Annotated in this window: 17 protein-coding genes; 4 read left to right on the forward strand and 13 right to left on the reverse strand. The window is 65.5% G+C overall.

The features are described from left to right. Positions 1–152: 152 nt before the first annotated feature. The 6 genes from KBZ33_RS18860 to KBZ33_RS18885 form a co-directional block, all read right to left on the reverse strand. Positions 153–992 (reverse strand): hypothetical protein, encoded by an 840-nt coding sequence (locus KBZ33_RS18860; protein ID WP_254954978.1) that lies wholly within the window; start codon positions 990–992, stop codon positions 153–155. Between the two features lie 154 nt (positions 993–1,146). Continuing rightward, on the reverse strand, positions 1,147–1,269 hold the full coding sequence (locus KBZ33_RS18865) for a hypothetical protein (protein ID WP_254954979.1): 123 nt from the start codon (positions 1,267–1,269) through the stop codon (positions 1,147–1,149). A gap of 666 nt (positions 1,270–1,935) precedes the next feature. After that, entirely contained in the window at positions 1,936–4,641 is a 2,706-nt protein-coding gene (locus tag KBZ33_RS18870) for a DNA methyltransferase (protein ID WP_254954982.1), read from the reverse strand. 455 nt (positions 4,642–5,096) lie between these two features. Next, entirely contained in the window at positions 5,097–5,525 is a 429-nt protein-coding gene (locus KBZ33_RS18875) for a hypothetical protein (protein WP_254954983.1), read from the reverse strand. 251 nt (positions 5,526–5,776) lie between these two features. Beyond that, entirely contained in the window at positions 5,777–6,298 is a 522-nt protein-coding gene (locus KBZ33_RS18880) for a hypothetical protein (RefSeq protein ID WP_254954984.1), read from the reverse strand. A 39-nt stretch (positions 6,299–6,337) separates the two neighbouring features. Continuing rightward, positions 6,338–6,583, reverse strand: a complete 246-nt coding sequence (locus KBZ33_RS18885; RefSeq protein WP_254954985.1) for a hypothetical protein — start codon at positions 6,581–6,583, stop codon at positions 6,338–6,340. Positions 6,584–6,872: 289 nt separating this feature from the next. Between KBZ33_RS18885 and KBZ33_RS18890 the strand changes: the two genes are divergently transcribed. Next, entirely contained in the window at positions 6,873–7,049 is a 177-nt protein-coding gene (locus KBZ33_RS18890; RefSeq protein WP_254954986.1) for a hypothetical protein, read from the forward strand. Here KBZ33_RS18890 and KBZ33_RS18895 read toward each other — a convergent pair whose 3' ends face one another. Next, positions 7,050–7,349, reverse strand: a complete 300-nt coding sequence (locus KBZ33_RS18895; protein WP_254954987.1) for a hypothetical protein — start codon at positions 7,347–7,349, stop codon at positions 7,050–7,052. It abuts the gene before it with no gap. Positions 7,350–7,453: 104 nt separating this feature from the next. Here KBZ33_RS18895 and KBZ33_RS18900 point away from each other — a divergent pair, with 104 nt between their 5' ends. Beyond that, positions 7,454–7,717: a hypothetical protein gene (locus tag KBZ33_RS18900; protein ID WP_254954988.1), complete on the forward strand. Its 264-nt coding sequence runs from the start codon at positions 7,454–7,456 to the stop codon at positions 7,715–7,717. Between the two features lie 128 nt (positions 7,718–7,845). Here KBZ33_RS18900 and KBZ33_RS18905 read toward each other — a convergent pair whose 3' ends face one another. The 6 genes from KBZ33_RS18905 to KBZ33_RS18930 all read right to left on the reverse strand — a co-directional run bounded on the left by KBZ33_RS18905 (position 7,846) and on the right by KBZ33_RS18930 (position 14,716). Further along, entirely contained in the window at positions 7,846–8,040 is a 195-nt protein-coding gene (locus KBZ33_RS18905) for a hypothetical protein (RefSeq protein WP_254954989.1), read from the reverse strand. Between the two features lie 187 nt (positions 8,041–8,227). Then, the gene (locus tag KBZ33_RS18910; protein ID WP_254954990.1) at positions 8,228–11,353 is read right to left on the reverse strand and encodes a DUF3854 domain-containing protein; all 3,126 of its coding nucleotides are present in this window, start codon (positions 11,351–11,353) and stop codon (positions 8,228–8,230) included. Then, on the reverse strand, positions 11,350–11,538 hold the full coding sequence (locus KBZ33_RS18915) for a hypothetical protein (protein ID WP_254954991.1): 189 nt from the start codon (positions 11,536–11,538) through the stop codon (positions 11,350–11,352). The genes KBZ33_RS18910 and KBZ33_RS18915 overlap by 4 nt, the downstream gene beginning before the upstream one ends. Positions 11,539–12,094: 556 nt before the next feature. Next, positions 12,095–12,799: a hypothetical protein gene (locus KBZ33_RS18920; RefSeq protein ID WP_254954992.1), complete on the reverse strand. Its 705-nt coding sequence runs from the start codon at positions 12,797–12,799 to the stop codon at positions 12,095–12,097. Positions 12,800–13,211: 412 nt separating this feature from the next. Next, entirely contained in the window at positions 13,212–13,892 is a 681-nt protein-coding gene (locus KBZ33_RS18925; RefSeq protein ID WP_254954994.1) for a recombinase family protein, read from the reverse strand. A gap of 194 nt (positions 13,893–14,086) precedes the next feature. After that, positions 14,087–14,716: a hypothetical protein gene (locus tag KBZ33_RS18930; RefSeq protein ID WP_254954995.1), complete on the reverse strand. Its 630-nt coding sequence runs from the start codon at positions 14,714–14,716 to the stop codon at positions 14,087–14,089. A 180-nt stretch (positions 14,717–14,896) separates the two neighbouring features. Between KBZ33_RS18930 and KBZ33_RS18935 the strand changes: the two genes are divergently transcribed. Next, positions 14,897–15,193: a hypothetical protein gene (locus KBZ33_RS18935; RefSeq protein ID WP_255011907.1), complete on the forward strand. Its 297-nt coding sequence runs from the start codon at positions 14,897–14,899 to the stop codon at positions 15,191–15,193. 17 nt (positions 15,194–15,210) lie between these two features. Next, a complete protein-coding gene (locus tag KBZ33_RS18940) occupies positions 15,211–15,501 on the forward strand; it encodes a hypothetical protein (protein ID WP_254954997.1) in 291 nt (96 codons plus the stop codon). The last annotated feature ends 123 nt before the right edge of the window (positions 15,502–15,624 follow it).

Here is a 15,624-nt window from a genome sequence, read left to right on the forward strand (position 1 = left end):
CCATCCGTAGCTAATCGCCTTGTCCTTGTATGATTTGTACCCTAAAATCCGCACAAGCCGGCTCACACAAAGTGCCGGGCTGAGGTGGATGGCGTGAGCGCAGGCATTATGCGCAACAGGCTCCTAGTTATTTTTAGTGGACGGAAAAGGCATCAAGGCGCGACCAGGACCGCTGATCGAGGGGGCGGGAAGGCTGCTCCCCAGGGAATCAGAGGCACAGGGGCTAGCGGCCAGCGGTGGTGATGGGGTGGCGGGCCGCTGGGGGGTGGCGTGGGGCTTTTTTCTCCCCTACAGGGAATCCATGTAGGGGGCGTTTTAGCCCCAGCAGTGGGGCCCTCCAGCTCAGCCAGCCAGGCGGCGGCGAGGGCCTGGGCCTCCACCCCCTCGGGCAACTCCACCCGCTGGGCCCGGTAGGCGTAGGCATCCCGGCCCTCCCCTCGGGCCTTGATCCGGCCGGCGCTGAGCAGCTGCCAGCCGCAGGCCTCCAGCAGGGCCCGCAGGGTGCCGCTTGCCAGCTTGCGAGGGCTCAGGCCAGCCGCCGCGGCCAGTTGGGAGCGGTGGGCGGTGGCGGTGGTGTGGAGGGCGATCACGGCCGGATCGTTGGCGGCGAGGGTTTCCCCTGCCGCGAAGCGCTCCAGCAGCTGGGGCACCCCCAGTGCCTGCAGCGCTGCCACCCGGGGGGCGAGGGCCACCCGCAGGCGATCGGGTGCGAACGGCCGGCCGGTGCGATCGAGGGCCGCCACGGCCGCCGCATCGTGCGCAGGGATCAGGGCGAGGGCCTCGGGGGTGGAGAGCAGCCAGCCCAGCCGCAGGCGATCGCGCAGCCCGTCCCGGTCGGCCTCCAGCAGCAGCAGCGAGGGGGGCGCATCGGCCAGGCCCCAGCTCTCAGCCAGGCGGAAGCGATCGAGGGCGGCCCGCTCATCGGGCTCCAGCTTGCGGCGGCGCTGCAGGGCAGCGGCAGCGGTGGGCTCCAGCAGGGGGGCGGCGATCACGGCCTGATCGGCGGCCAGCTGGGCCGCTTCGGCAATGTCGCGCAGATCCTCCCCGGCCTGGGCGCCGGCATCGGGGCATGGGGAGCGGGAAAGGAAAAACGTCGTGATGCTGCTGCCACTTGTACGTCCCGCGATGGAACGGATACGGGACAGATCAGAACCCCATCCGCCGATCCTCCACGGCGCCGTCCTCCAGCTCTGAGACCTCGATCGGTGCGCCAAAGCCAAGGGGGACCGCCTCCGGTTCCTCCTCAGCGTCATCACACGCAAGCTCCACGGACAGACGCAGCCTCCAAGCCTTTACGTGAGCGCTGGCAAGGTCTGAGGTGGATGGTCATCGGCGAAACCTTCGAATTGTCTCGTCGCAGAAGGACGCTGGCTTTTCACTGAGGCGTTGCTCAGCTCTGTTGAGTAGTTCGTCGAACTCAGCTGGACCTACTTGCAAGCCGTGTTTGGCGAAGATTCTGTAGACAGATTCACCTGACTGCTCAGGAGTGAGTAGGCCAGCTCTTTCGAAGCAGATTGACCCCATGACAACGCCAGTCTTCCAACTATCGCTTTTGGCGTGGGCTGGGATCTCGCTTAAGGGCAGTGTGAAGAGAACGGTAAGCAGAATAAGCGCTCGATTCATTTTGTCCAAGTTAGGTGAAGTCAGAGCATTGTATAGAATAGTTTATCTGGTCCCGCGACGATTGCTACGATCCCAATTCCCCCGCCCCTCTCTCTCAGGAAAGCTGACGCCTCTCTATCCCCTCCATGACAACCAGCAAGCGGCTTTCCCACGAGGCCGAAGCGCTTGTGGGGAACCTTGAAGCAAGGGTTGGTTTCACTAACGGCGGTTCTTAAGTGCTTGGGGTTATGGGTGCGGCGTTTGCTCATGGGTGGGAACCCCTCTCAGGGGTGGTGTCCCGCCTCAGTGGAACAGGGGGCAGCAGGGCTGGCCTCAGGCGGGCGCCTCAGGTCCCACGACCTTCTCCCCCGCCGCCTCACGTTCCGCCAGCTCCAGGTTCAGGTCCAGGAGGTTGCTGAGGATGTCTTCGCTGGCCTTCCAGCCGTAAGCCTTGAGCACCAGGGCGTCGAGCGCCTGGTGGAGCTTGGCCAGCTGGCTGGCGGGTTCGTGGAAGTAGGCGTTGTAGAGGTCAGTAATGCCCCAGTTTCTCGCCACCATCACCTCGTTGCGGTAGTCGTTGAGGGCGGTCATCGCCTGGCGGATCTGCTGCACCAGCTCGGGAGCGACGATCTGGGGGAAGGGGAAGGTTTCGAAGCAAGTAGTTGGAGTGTATCGAGTGTCTCCCTTAAGTGTTGATTTCTGTGAGTTGACCCAAAGCCTGTGGGCCGAAGAAGTTACCACGCCAAAAATGTACATGTCATCACTGGATATCACCTTTACAAGGTTGGAAGGCAGCCAATCGAGATCGCATTTTACAAAGATGAACCACTTAGAAACTTCCGGTACACCAAAGTAGAATTTCTTGCCGATAAGTGAAGCCCTCATCGCCGGGCGAGATCTCCATGGAAGCCACCAGGTTTGATGAAGAGCAACGTTGGGGCTTGCAAGCCGTTGCGGCTTCACATAATGCTTAACGTGCTCGAACGGTGCTTTATAAGTTTCCGCCCTTTCAAGCGGCAAATCATTGAAGTCAACGATCCACCGATCCGGCTTGCCCAAAGGGTTCTTCGTAAGGTTGCTCCCTACGGAGTAGGGCCTTACAATCTGATCATACTTCTCGTCCTCTTGCAGCCACTGTTGAGCAGTTTCAAGAGGAACCTCAAATCCCGCACCTGTAGGCTGTACTCCTACAAAGCTAATGCCCTGGTTAGCATTGAGGACGGCAGATTCAGTGATGTCAGCCGAATTACCGAGAGTCGCGTTGATAGATTCAACTTCGTTGCCGTCAAGAAACCATGTAGATGGAGTGTGCTTGCTCCAATTCACAATGCTCACATGGACCTTAGCCTCTCCAGACCAAGGCTGTGTAGAAACAGCGTTGCTGATGAAACCGCCATGCTTACAGATGTATTCCAGCGACGCCCTCCTGCTATAACCTCTCCGGATTGTGTTGGATCCAACTAGACCTGCTCGCCCATCCGGGCCAAGATTGTCATGCGCAATCCGAAACCAATGAGTGCAGAAATCAGCAAAGTTAGATTCGTCAGGGAAGCGGCCATAGACACGCTCAGTGTAATTGTCTCCCAATTCTGCACGCATTCTTTTCCCGCCGAGAAAGGGAGGGTTACCCACGTAGGCATCCGCTTCCGGCCAGGGCGTGAACAGCGCATCGGCCACCCTGATGTTGGCGTCGAGGTTGTCGAGAGGTAGATCCCGTTCTGTGAGCCCCAGGCGATCGTTGGCCACCTTGCGGGCGATCATCAGCGTCACCCTGGCCAGCTCCACTGCGAAGGGGCTGGTGTCCATGCCGAAAAACTGCAGCGGCGTCACCAGACCGAGCACCCCCTGGTCCTTCTTCGCCTCGGAGCGGCGGCGCTCGTCAATGCGCCGCAGGATTGACACCTCCAGATCCTTGACGGCGTTGTAGCCCATGTAGAGGAAGTTCCCGGAACCGCAGGCTGGATCGCAGACGCGGTACTGCGTCAAAGCGAGCCGCAGTGCTTCCAGCTCATCGATGTTGTTGGCGTTCGCGATACGCTCCTCCCAGGGCTCGACGATCGTGGGCCGGATGATCTGCAGCATGTCCACCTCGCTGGTGAAGTGCTGGCCGTGGGCGTGGCGGGTGGCGTCATCGCTGCTGGCCTCGAAGATGTTGCCGAAGATGCTGGGACGCACCCGCTGCCAGTTCTCCTCGGCGCTGGCGCTCAGCAGATCCAGCTCATCTGAGAGCAACTCCAGCCGTGGGATGTGGGCGAAGAGCCCTCCATTGAAGTAGGGCGTGCCACGGAACTGCCCGCCGGGGGTGGTGCCGGGGGTATTCATTTCAACGAACAGGTTGCCGAGCACGTCGTAACTGCTCTGCCCCCCCTTGCAGGCGTCCAGGGCCTGGGTGAACTGCAGGTTGGGCAGCAAGCCCCGATCCTCTGCGAACAGGCTGAGGACGCACTGGAGGACGAACCGCTGGGCCTCCAGTGCCGTGAAGGCTCCGCTCTCCTCGCCCCGCTTCCGCAATCGCTTGAACAGTTCCCCCATGCTGCGGGCCTGGGCTTCGGTCACCTCGATCTGGTTGAGGCCGAAGTAAACCGGCTGCTCGCTCTTGCTGAGGAAGGCAAGGGAGGACGACTGGCCGGCCAGATCCGCCACTCGCAGCTTCACCAAGGGCTCATCCACGAGCTGGTTGAAGTCGTAGACCCACAGCTCATCGAAATTGCAAAGCACCGAATAGACCGGCTTCGGCGCGAGGTAGATCCAGTAGCGCTGCAGCTGCGGGAAATGTGGCGCGAGTGCCTTCCCCCTGCTTTTCATCTCGATCAGCACCGTGGCGCGTGTGCCCTCGATCAGGGCGTCCGCCTTGCCCATCCCGCCGGCCAGGCTGCCCTTGGGGATCTTGCGCTCGAAGGTGGTGCCCGCCTCAACGGAGTCAGCCCAGCCCCATGCCTGCAGCAGCCTGTTCACGTAGGTCTGGGCCTCACTGTCCTCATCACCCCGGATCGTGGCCACCCAATCGGCAAAGGTCTGCAGGGCTTGGGGTGTGCTCAACGGGGAGGGGAGCCTCAGTCCCGCTGATTGTGACTGGGTTGGAGTTGCGATGGGCTTCAGGCGAACAATGCCCTCGAGCATCCGCGGAGTCCGCGGACGGATTGGCGGCCTATCGCTCCAGCTCCTCAGCCAGGGCAAGCACCCCTCCCAGCACTTCCCCGAACTGCTCAGCCAGGCGGTCCCACTCCGGTGATCGAACCGGGACCGCATTGATCGCCAGGCCGAGGGCCTCCAGCTGCTGGCGAAGCTGCCCGCATGGGCGTCACCCGTCACCGTGTCCGCTGCTGGCTGGCCTGACCCCGCTGGCCTAGCCCGGTATGGAGACTCTTAGTGGAGCCAAAGTGCTTGGTTCCCCCAGTCGGACAGGGCCCAAGCTCCAGGATCGGATAGGGGACCTGGGGCTGCCGATGACTACGGCCGCACGAGAGAAGCTGGTTTTCTCCGCTACCACCGCTCTACTTTTCAAGATCTGCGATTTCCTCGCTCTCAGCTGCGATAGCTGCCTCGAGAGCTCTTCGTTGTCTTTCCTCAAGGATTCGGCTTCCCTCTGCAAGGATTCGGTCTCCCTCTTGACGGAAGAGATCCGCTGTTCGATCGGAGAAAGCCAGGAGGCTGTCTTCCTGTCCCCGGGCCTGTTCTCGGGCGCTTTGGTCGATGCCATATATCAGTACCCCCACAGCGAGGACCCAAACGATAGGAGCAAGCCAGCTGGCGTGCTGTTCAACGATGGCCGGTGGTCTGGTAGTGAGGATGCTGGCTATAGGAGGCAGCACGCCGGCAGGTAGCTTCCACCAGCGCCCCCAAGGCTGGTCTATCAGCCAGTGCCAGCCTGAGCTGAGCCATCTGCGCAGGACCGGCACGATCCACTGGATCACGGCGATCACCAGCGGCAGAAAAGCCAGCAGCTCAATCGGCCAGACAAGACTCCCCGTGTTCAATGCGGCCCCGTGAGTGGTCTAGAGAAAGGCTATGGACAGGGTGCAGGACGGCATCTCTGGATGCCTAAGGACGGCTCCAAGGTCCACAGGTTGCGGCCATGGCGCCGGGCGGTGACACGGCCACGGGTGACGACAGGCCACCAGGGCGGGCACCGATCAACCAGGCGGGCGGCTCTGGAGTCAGGTTCGGGCATCGCTCAGCCCTTCCCCTTGGCGCGGCTCAGCTGCCACAGGTTGTAGCCCAGTTTCCGGGCCTCGATCCCGGCGCGGGTGACGCGATCACCCCCAGGGCGGGCGCCCAGCAGTAGGCGCACCTGCCGGGTCGTCAGTGGGGCGCCCAGCTCCACCGCAGCGCCCAGAGCCTGCAGCTGCAGAGCCAGGGTCTCCAGCTGCTCCCGGTCATCGTCCGCGGAGTCCGCGGAGGCTTCGGACGGCTCAGGGACGGCCGCGGCCGGTCGGCTCACCACCAGGGTGCCGCGGCCCACGGCAGCCAGGGCTTCAGCAGCGGACAGGCGGGCGCCACGGTGGCGGGCGTAGGCGGTGAGCAGCTCAACCTCATCGCCAGAAAGCCAGGCCTTCGCCCGGTGGGTCTGCGGCTTGATCTGCAGTTCGCCCAGATACTTGTAGGCCGTGCTCTTGCTGATCCCCAGGCTCTCCAGCACCTCGGCCACTAGCTGGCCATCGGGCAGGGCCTCCAGGGGGGCCAGCTCATTGGGCACGATCGCAGTCCGCGGAGTGCGCGGACCGTAGCGAGCCGGCTAGGGAGTGACCACCACGGGCAACGGCAGCCCCAGGGCTAGGGACTCCAGCAGCTGGACGCGATGGCCTGCTGCTGGGGCCAGGGTGGGGGCTGAGCGGAGCGTCCGCGGACTCCGCGGACGCTGGGGCGGTAGGGCCAGGGCGATCTGCGGGGCCATGCCGCGGGCCGCGCTCACTACAGCGGCGCCGATCAGCAGCAGGGCGAGGGCGCCCAGGTCCAGCCCCTCCGGGCGGTCTGGGTTCATTGCTTCGGGTTGGCGGCCGTTTCTGCTGGCTCGCCTGGGGGCGACATTACGCGGTCCGCGGAGTGCGCGGACAGTGCGGACGGCTGTTCACGCAGCACAGCCAAGCGGGCGGTGCGGGTGTTGGGCAGCGCGTCGTTCACGGATCGTCCGCGGAGTCAGCGGCCGGGGCGGAAGCGGTCTCAAAGGTCAGCTCGAACTGCTCCCGCATCAGGTCCAGCAGGCACCCGCGTCAACTCCACCGCCGCGGCCGGGCGGCACCGTCCATTGTTGAGGAAGCATTCGGAGCCCCATGAAAGACAAAGACCCCTACGCCTTTCTCGATGACATCAAGGCCGAGATCGATGCCGAGCGAGAGGTCGAATACACAGTGACCCCACAAGAGGCAGCTGATTTGCGCAAGCGCTATCCCTCGGATACGCCTGACGCCTACAAGAAGATCAAGCCGGAGGAGTTCTTCGACGGCTGATCAGCAGCAGGCCACCAGGGCCACAAGCTCGCGCTTCGGCAGCCGCTTCGAGCGGACTCCAGCCATGGGCCTCAGGGCCGCGGCCGGAAGCTCCAGCAGTTCCTCGGCCACCAGGGCCAGGGGATGCAGGGCAGGGGGAGGGGGAAGCGATCGAGCAGGGGATGCTGAGGGCCTCCAGCCGGCCGCGGCCAGCGCCAGCGCCACCAGGGACACCAGCAGCACGGCGGCCGCTTCGAGGGCCACCAGGCCGGCGAGCAACAGCAGCTCCACCGCGTCGGCGGTGGGGGATTCGGATTTCATTGTTTGCGGGGGATCGGCGGCGCATCCGGCCGGCCTGATCTCAGCGAACCCTACCAACGCAACAGGCCGGTGAAGATGGATCTCAAAGTCCTGCACCTCCTCTGATGGCTAACCGTTTCCTGAAGTTTCTTGTTGGATCAGCAGCAGGCATGATCGTCCTTGCGGGACTTATCGCAGCGGGGGTATTTGCCGTCGGAGTCTGGCGCGGTATTTCCTACCAATCAGCACAGAAAAAGTGTGCGAACGCCAGCGACAGCTACGTGAGGAAGGCAGATCGAGAAAGAGGTCTGATCAGCTTTGGTGGTTCTGGCTCAACTCTCAACGGAAGCGACGGCTATGCGGCGTGTATGTACGACGAGGGCCACTGATTGATATAGAAGGCAGAGTCACCCTCCTCCAAGGGGTGGCCGCGGCCGTGCCAGTAAAGATGAGGCTCTGATAGTTGTTATAGCGATTGGGCACAAAGTATCCGGTTCGACTATCACCAGCGGCTGGCTCAACGCCTCAGATCCAGGGTCTGAAGGGCAGCGGCAGCGGCCGACAGGTTGAGCAGCAACCCCCTCACCCGTGCCACCTCAGCCGCCGTGGCTGGCCCCAGGGGGAACCGCTGCAAGTCGCACAAGAAAAACTCCAAGGCCTCCAGCTGCTCAGCTTCAGCGCCGATGGCTTCCAGGATCTCCGGAGGCGCCACCGGAGAGGGGGGAGGCTGAACAGGAGGGAGATGGCGAAGGGCAGCCGCCGCAGGCGCCAGTTGCTCGGCACGGTGAGCTCTCCTGCTGCGCCGGGAAGCCGCCGCAGGCGCCGGGTCCGTGTCATCCGGTGGTAAGGGATTCGGCATCGAGGACATGGGGATGGGGAACAGAGGGCGGTGAACGGAATCAGGCGGCCAGGGGCACCGATTGATGGGTCCGGAGGGCTGCAGCCCATGGAATCGGCACCACCCGACCCCAGGGCGAGGGCCGGTGAGGGGGGGGCGGGCCGTGGTCTGGAAGGGTGGGGCACTTTTGCCCCCTACAGAGATTCCATGTAGGGGAGAAAAGTGCCCCAGTCGCCGCGGCCTGCAGTTCGGCCAGCCAGGCCGCTGCGAGGGCCTCGGTCGTCACCCCTTCAGGCAGGGCCATCAGCTGGGCGCGGTAGGTGAGGGCATCCCGGCCGGCGCCGCGGGCCTTGATGCGTCCGACCCGTTGCAGCTCCCAGCCGCAGGCCTGCAGCAGGGCCCGCAGGGTGCCGGTGGGCAACTTGCCGGGGCTGCAGCCGGTGGCCGCCACCAGCTGGGCACGGTGGGCGGTGGCGGTGGTGTGTAGCTGCATCACGGCCGGATCGTTCGCGGCGATCACCTCACCAGCAGAGAAGCGGGCCAGCAGCTGGGGCAGCCCCAGGGCGATCAGGGCGGCGACCTTCGGGCCCAGCGTCACCCGCAGGCGATCGGGCGCGAAGGGTTGGCCGGTGGGATCGAGGGCGGCGATTCGCTGCTGATCGTGGCCGGGGATCAGGGCCAGGGCCTCGGGGGTGGCGAGGATCCAGCCCAGGCGCAGGCGATCGCGCAGCCCGTCGCGGTCGGCCTCCAGCAGCTGCAGGGAAGGGGCAGCGGTGCCCAGGGCCCAGCGTTCGATCAGTTGGTGGCGCTGCAGGGCGGCGCGTTCTTCAGGGGTGCGGCGGCGGCGACGTTTCAGGGCGGCCGCGGCCTCCGGCTCCAGCTGGGGCGCAGCGATCACGGCGGCGTATTCAGCAGCCAGGGCGGCCTTGGCGATGGCGGCCAGGTCGGCCGCGGCCTTGGCACCGGCAGCCGGGCAGGGCTCAGGGCCTGGGGCTTGCAGCTCCCACCCCTCGGCCTGCAGCAGCCCGGCGATCGTGGCGCGGTAGGCGTGACGCTGGCGGTTGCGGTGGGCTCCCGCCTCGGACCAGGCCTCCAGCCAGGCCTCCCCGGCGGCCTGCAGTTGACCGAACAGAGGATCGGTAACGGCCTGCAGATGGCGGATCAGCTCGGCCGGCTCGGTGCTTCTAGAAGCGACCTTCAGGGCACCGCCCTCGGGGGCGAACAGGTAGGCGGGCACCTCAGGAGAGCGAACGCGGGCCAGGGCCTGGGCGGCGTGTTCGGGGGCAATACGACCCCCCGCGTAGGCGATCACGGCCGCCGGTTTCCACCGCTGAAAGCTGATCCCTGAGCTGATCGAGGGGCTGCAGTAGATCGCATCCCACTGTTCGGCCACCCCGTCAGGGTCGGCGGCCAGTTCGGCCGCGGCCTCGGGGGTGGTGGAGTCGATCACCAGCACGCGGGCCTCGGGGCACCACTGGCGATGGACGGCAGCCAGGGTCTGGGGGGCGTTGTTCATGCCGGCCCGCTGCGCTGATGTCCAGCAGAGGAACGGACGGCCGGCGATCACCAGCTGGGCCCACTGGGCACGGAACGCGGTAGCAGCGGCGGCAGGGGTGCCGAATCCTTCGGGGCAGTGCAGTGGCCGGCCGGCCATCGGCTGGTGTTCGGAGCGGATCACCAGGGCCCGGCGGCCGGTGAGACGCTCCAGCAGCCGCACGGCCCACTCGGGCATCTGCGCATCGGCGGCGATGGTCTGCCGCATCCGGGGAAGCTGATCGGCAGCTGTTCTCAGCACCTCGGCACGACGATCGGCCAGGGCGGTGCCGGTGGAGAACAGCAGGTGCTCAACGGCCTGGGCCCACTCATCGAGCACCAGGGCGGCGCCGCTCCAGCTGTGGCCGCTGATCTGTAGGTGGGAGGAGGGGCACCAGGAATCCCAGCAGCCCGCCACCCCTTGCTGGCGTTCATCCGATCCGGGCACCGGGCACCAGGGCACACCGACCCGTTCGGCCGCGGCCTGCCCCAGGGCCTGACGGTGCGAGGGCATGAGGATCGGCACCCCGGCCGCGGCCAGCGGCGCCAGGGCCTGAGCAATGGCCTCGGTTTTGCCGCAGCCCATCGGGGCCTTGAGGATCACCAGCGGCGCCAGCTCGGGCGATGGGAGGGGGCAGCTCACCCCCAGAAAATGGCCAGGGCCAGCTGGGGCGATGCGATCGGCAGCCCGCAGACGGGGCAGGACCGGCTCAGGGCCCAGGGGTGCCAGGGCCGCGGCCAGTTGCTCCCAGGTGCCGCCGTTGACGATGTGATCGTCGGCCCCCTTGCCGTGGGTGCCGGGCACGGTGCCGGCCAGGGCCTCGCGGGCACCAGCTCGAAGCAGCAGCCGGGCCAGGTGGCGGGCGGCGATCGGCTCGCGTGGCTCGGCCTTGCTGCTGTGATCGAAAAGGACCATGACCCGGCGGCCAGCCAAGGGCAGGGCGGCCAGATCGGGAATCAGCTCCAGCGGGCCCGTGCGGCGGCCGTCGCTGCCCGGCGGGCCGTTCCGCTTTGCGCCGCTGTCGATGCCCGGCAGGGCCACGGTGGGCAGCCCCAGGCTCAGCAGGGCGCCGGCTTTCTTTGGGCCTTCCGCCACCACCAAGGGCAAGCGGGGCTCAACAGCCCACCAGCGCCAGAAGGCACCGGCTCGGCCGTCATGGTCAGCAGCAACGGCGGCCGGCAGCGGCAGGCGGTGGCGATCGGCCACCAGCTGGGCGACGACGGCCGGCACCCTCAGCCAGATCGAACGGGTCGGGGGACCCCAGGGGGCCTCCAGCTTGATGACCTTGCCGTCAGCGTCACGGCGCGGTGCGTCGGGCTTCAGCTGGCCCCAGCTCATCGGGGCCCAGTCGGCCAGTGGATCGAGGCCTGAGCACCACCAGCCACCCGCAGCGGCGACCGGTTCGAGGGCCTGCAGCAGGCGAACAACGGGGGCCGTCGCGTACTGCTGGGCATGGGCGCCTAGCTGCTCCAGCCGATCACCGGCCAGGGCCTCGATTACGGCAGACCCGGCCAGGGTCTGCAGGTTGGCCGCGGCCAGCTCGGGATGGACGGCGGATCCTTCGACCCACTCGGCCAGGTGGTGGGGGAGGGTGCGGTCAGGGCCTGCAGCTACGTCCCAGCTGGAGCCGATCAGGGGGAGGGGGCCGATCACAGCGCACCTCCAGCCCGCTTCATCGCGGGGGCGGGTCGTTGCTGGCTGGGGATGAACTCGAAGCCTCCCCAGCGGCGCCAGCGGTGGGCCAGGGTTGGCTCATCCGGCCGGTTCTGGTCGTGCCAGGCGGCGATCTCCAGAAAGGAGATGGGCGGCCAGCCTGCAGCAGATCCCTTGCGATGCAAGGCTTTCAGCTCGGCTTCGGCCGCGGCCGAAACGTTGTGTTGAGTGCCCTTCGCAGGGTGCTCAAACCGAACTGGTGTTCTATGGTTGGGACGAAACCGTTGCTGATCCGCAACGGCCTCCAAGTGGGTTACATCCCACTCGGCAGGTGTGAATGTCCCAGGATTAACCTGGGACTCAAGCGAGTCTTCCATAGGAGTTCCATTCCGTGGGAGGTGTTTTCAGGGGGTCGGATCCCTGAAAACGCGTTGGCTCAAACAGGTAGAGAGGGGCTCCCGGTTCGCCGGGGGCCTTTCTTATGGGCGCGGAAGGGCCACGCCCTGACGGCGAAGGGCCTCCCGGATCAGCTCGGCCATGGGTAGCCCCTGGGCGGCCGCGGCCTCGCGAATTAGCTCGCGCTCATCGGCCGTCGTCCTGAAAGGGAACGCCTTGACCCGCCGTTGAAGCGGTGCTGCTGGAGCTGGAGCGCAACTGACCATTAGGTATCGGCACCGACACCAGGAAGTTAGGCCGCTTGTGTGGGTCACACCAGGGGCGAACGGTGGCGACAGCGACCACCTACAAGACGCGGTGTGGAATTTCTCCAGATCGGCGCCGATCGCGGGAGGGCCTCCGCACGGCCCAGGCGGTGGCCTGCAGTTGCCGCGCCACAGCGGTCTGCAGGTTGTTGATGTCGTTGTCGGGCCGCGGCGCATATCCCATCAGCTGCTTCGTCAGGCGGCTGATCGCCCGCGGCTCGGGCAGCATCCACCACAGCGTCTCCAGGGCCGACAGCCGAATAGCCAGCATGCAAGCCCTGTGAGGGCTGATCCGGGGCGCCCCAGGTCGTCGCGGCAAGGCCAGCAGGTCGCTGCCTGTCCAGAACATGCTTCGTGGTGGCCAGCTGGCCAGCCCCAGCAAATAGGCACAGCGACGTTGCTCGGCGCCGATCTGATGGCGCCTCCAGCTGCGGGGCTTCGGTTGCCCGGCTCGGGCACCTGGCCGGCGGTGGGAGCGCCGCGAGATGGGGGTGCAATTCCAGCAGCTCCAGGCCTTGGACGGAGGGCGATGGAGCACGCGGGCACGGCGGCCACAGCTCGGGCAGATCAGCAGCAGGGCCCGGCCCTCTCGATCTCCCCCGTAGCAGCCACGCACCACCCCCCAGCGCAGGGCCAGAACGGTGCCATCGGCCAGCGTCAGGGCCTCAGTGCCGGGCTGCACCAGGGGGAGAACCGTGGCCAGCGTCAGCCGCTGGCAGTCCTCGGATCGGGGGCGTTTTGTCATCGGAAGGATCGAATCAGCGGCCGCGGCCGGTCAAATGGCGCCCACGACGGGCCGGTGAGCAGGTGCGGGGCCAGTTGCCGCAAGGGATTTGGGCGATTGCGCCGTATGAGTGCCGAGGCCAGCCGGATACCGGCAAAGGCGCTGCAGCACAACGGTTCTCAGCGGGAAGTAGCCCGCTCCAGTTCCGCCAGGCCACGCAGCGAAAGCGCACGAATCAGCCCGGAACGGCTGCATTTCAGTCGATCCGCTTGCTTTTGCAGCCGCTCCAATGCCTCCGGAGGAACGCGGAATTGCACCTGAGGCATGGCTTCGCTGGGGTGGCGGGGGTCCTCGATCACTAGCGGCTGGGGCATGACGAACGTCCGTCGAATGGATGCGTTCAATGTGGGCCCGCTCGCCCGATCACTTCCGCTCAGTTCAGCCCAAGACGCTGCAGCTGCAGGCGAACCGTGGAGGCGCTCAGAGGAGAACCTTTCGCCGTGACCGTGCCGGCCGCGGCCAGGGCCTCGCTCATGCGGCGCAGGCTGTAACCGGCGGCCACCATCGGCACCAGCAGCGGGCGCAGGGCTTCGGCGGCGGCGGTCGCTTTCGCGGCGGCCGCGGCGTTCTCCCGGATCGTGCCGGGGCGCAGCCCGCCCAGCTTGACGCCTCGGGCCTTGGCCGCGGCCAGGGCCTCGCGCGTGCGCTCGCTGATCCGGCGCCCCTCGAACTCGGCCACGCTCGCCATTACCGACAGGATCAGCCGGCCGGCGCTGGTGGTGGCGTCCACGTCCGGCAGATCGCAGAACAGGAAACCGCCCATGCCGTTCGCCGCGGCCTCCCGGTTGAGGCGCAGCACCAGCTCGGCATCGCGGGCAATGCGATCGAGCTTGGCCACCGCCACCACAGCGCCCCGCTGGCGGGCTTGGGCCAGGGCCGCGGCCAGCTGGGGGCGATCCGCCTTGCGGCCGCTCTCCACCTCCACGAACTCAGCGACGATCACGGCGCGGCGATCGGCGGCCAGCTGCTGCACCTTGACCCGCTGCGCCTCCAGGCCCAGACCGCTCTCACCCTGGCGAGCGGTGCTGACGCGGTAGTAAGCGATCAATTCCACGGCTCCCTGGCCATCTGTACGAACAGACTACGGACGTTGTGCCTAGTACGCAATAGGTAAGCCTAGGTTTACTTAGGCAGCTGATCTAGGCGGACCTACCACCAGCAGCCCAGCTGCAGCAGCAGATCACCAGGGCGTCACGGGCCGCGGCCTAGGCGAGTTCAGGTAGACAGCCGGTGCTGAGCCAGGCAGGCCTAGGCCGCCACCCGCTCCCATAGCCAGCCCGGTTTCTGCCCCCCAGGGAGCAGCCCCTTGCCCCTCAGGCGGTGGCCCCGATAGATCCCGCCTACGGCGCTCCCGCCACGCTTGGGGGTCTCTCGCGCAATCCAGTTGGTCAGGGCCGAATCACTGGCCAGCCCCAGGGCCTGCCCCACCTCGGGGGTGGTGAGCAGCCCGGCCGCTTCGGCAGGGGTCAACCGGCGCTCAGGCAGGGGCTCAGGTTCACCCGTTCGAGTGATCGGTTCCACCCGTTCGGGTGATGCGGCCTGAGGCTCAGGGCCCCTCGGCTGGCGGGCGCCGATGATCTCCAGCTGCCCAGCGGCCAGGGCATCACCCGATCGAGGGGCAGGGCTCACCCGTTCGGGTGATGCGGGCCGCTGCAGCTGGGCTACGGCAGCCTCCAGCGCTGCCAGCCGCTGGAACAGCTCTGCACCAGCAGCAGGGGCCGCCGCGGCCGGCAGGCCACCCGATAGGGCCGCCTCGATCGCCTCCAGCACCAGGGCGGTAACGGTGCGGCGCTGGGCAGCAGCAGCAGCCCGCAGGCGCTCCAGCAGCTCGGGCGGGGCCTGTATCGCCAGCTGGGCGCCGGCACGGTTGCGGGGCATGGCAGGCCTAGGCAGGACTGGGGCGGATCATGCCGCGCAATGGATCTGCCGGCTAGCCATGCCTAGACAGGGAGAGCACCCACGGGGCGCCAGTCCCACGCAACCGATGACAGCCACCCGACAAAAGGTGTCAAAGCGGTGTCAAAGCGGTGTCAAAAGCGATAGGGTCTTTGCATGGGATTGGACCAAATCGGATCAATCCTCACCAAAACAGACCAGATCGCCCAGCCCCCCCCCGGGGGGGGCAATACCTCGGCCGGTAAAACCACCATGCCAGAAACCAACCGTTTTGCAGTGAGGATGAGCGACAGCCTCGCTCAGCAATTAAATGAAATCCAAGAAAGCACCGGCTACACAAAAGCTCAAATCTTTAGTCGCGCTATCTCTCTCTACAAAATCGCAAAATTAGCGCAGATGAACAATGAAGAGGTCATCATTCGATCTGATACAAAAGAAAAAGCATTGGTTTCAATCTAGTAATTTCAATAAGGATCATGCCGGGACCGGAAGATGATGCCTTTGCGGATACTTACGAAGGCACTAGAATTGATACTTTCGAAAGAGGCAGGAAAGCAGATGCAGAATTTCATGCATCCAGGGCTGCCACAAACAATAAGACATTTTTAAGCAGAGCTTTTGTTGTTTGTGTGATATCTGTAACCATATTTGCTGGGACCACTACCTGGGGTCACAAAGATGAAAAAGTTAGGGAGGTCGCTATCTCCCTTATAGGGCTCCCCATCGGAGCAATTGCAGGTTTATTAGGAGGAATCGGACTGCACTAGGAGCCTGTTGCGCATAGATCATCCCAGCACCTCTCCACAGACACCCATGAATCTGCCCAGATCCCAGTGACAGCAATGGATCTGGCTGGGAGAATGGGTCATGCAAAAGCCCAAGACCTTCCG

This window comes from Cyanobium sp. Cruz-8D1 (genome assembly GCF_024345975.1).
GTDB lineage: Bacteria > Cyanobacteriota > Cyanobacteriia > PCC-6307 > Cyanobiaceae > Cyanobium.

Coding starts and splice junctions, on each gene's coding strand:
- KBZ33_RS18885 (WP_254954985.1), bottom strand. CDS start 6,583: ATGAACCCAGACCGCCCGGAGGGGCTGGACCTGGGCGCCCTCGCCCTG.
- KBZ33_RS18890 (WP_254954986.1), top strand. CDS start 6,873: ATGAAAGACAAAGACCCCTACGCCTTTCTCGATGACATCAAGGCCGAG.
- KBZ33_RS18895 (WP_254954987.1), bottom strand. CDS start 7,349: ATGAAATCCGAATCCCCCACCGCCGACGCGGTGGAGCTGCTGTTGCTC.
- KBZ33_RS18900 (WP_254954988.1), top strand. CDS start 7,454: ATGGCTAACCGTTTCCTGAAGTTTCTTGTTGGATCAGCAGCAGGCATG.
- KBZ33_RS18920 (WP_254954992.1), bottom strand. CDS start 12,799: ATGACAAAACGCCCCCGATCCGAGGACTGCCAGCGGCTGACGCTGGCC.
- KBZ33_RS18930 (WP_254954995.1), bottom strand. CDS start 14,716: ATGCCCCGCAACCGTGCCGGCGCCCAGCTGGCGATACAGGCCCCGCCC.
- KBZ33_RS18940 (WP_254954997.1), top strand. CDS start 15,211: ATGCCGGGACCGGAAGATGATGCCTTTGCGGATACTTACGAAGGCACT.